General features: G+C 73.2%; 1 pseudogene. It reads right to left on the bottom strand.

The annotated features are described in order from the left end of the window. Positions 1–302, bottom strand: a pseudogene (locus JHN63_RS52290) (ADP-ribosylglycohydrolase family protein); the annotation flags it as partial.

Raw genomic sequence — 302 nt, 5'->3', positions numbered from 1 at the left:
GTTCAGGGCGATGGGGACGGGGAGGGTGGTGGTCGCGTTCTGTTCGGCGAAGGTGTCGAGTTCGCGGGTCAGTCGGCGGGTCCATTCCGGCATGCGAGCGGCGCGGTGCCTTGCGGCGGGCCAACCGGCGGCATCCCCTGCGGCGAGCCCGAGCAGCAGCCCCTCCACCCGAAACGCCTCGGCTCCGCCATCGCCCTGTGTTCTCCCACCCGCACCGCCCGTGCGGGTCGCTTTGTCGGGTGCGGGTAGTCCGTGGGGGGTGCAATCGCCGTCGGCGGCCGCCGGATTGAGCGGGGCGGGGT

This window comes from Streptomyces sp. MBT65, from assembly GCF_016612545.1.
Taxonomy (GTDB): domain Bacteria; phylum Actinomycetota; class Actinomycetes; order Streptomycetales; family Streptomycetaceae; genus Streptomyces.
The sequence above is the reverse complement of the archived record's forward strand: the minus strand, read 5'-3'. Positions and strand labels throughout refer to the sequence as shown.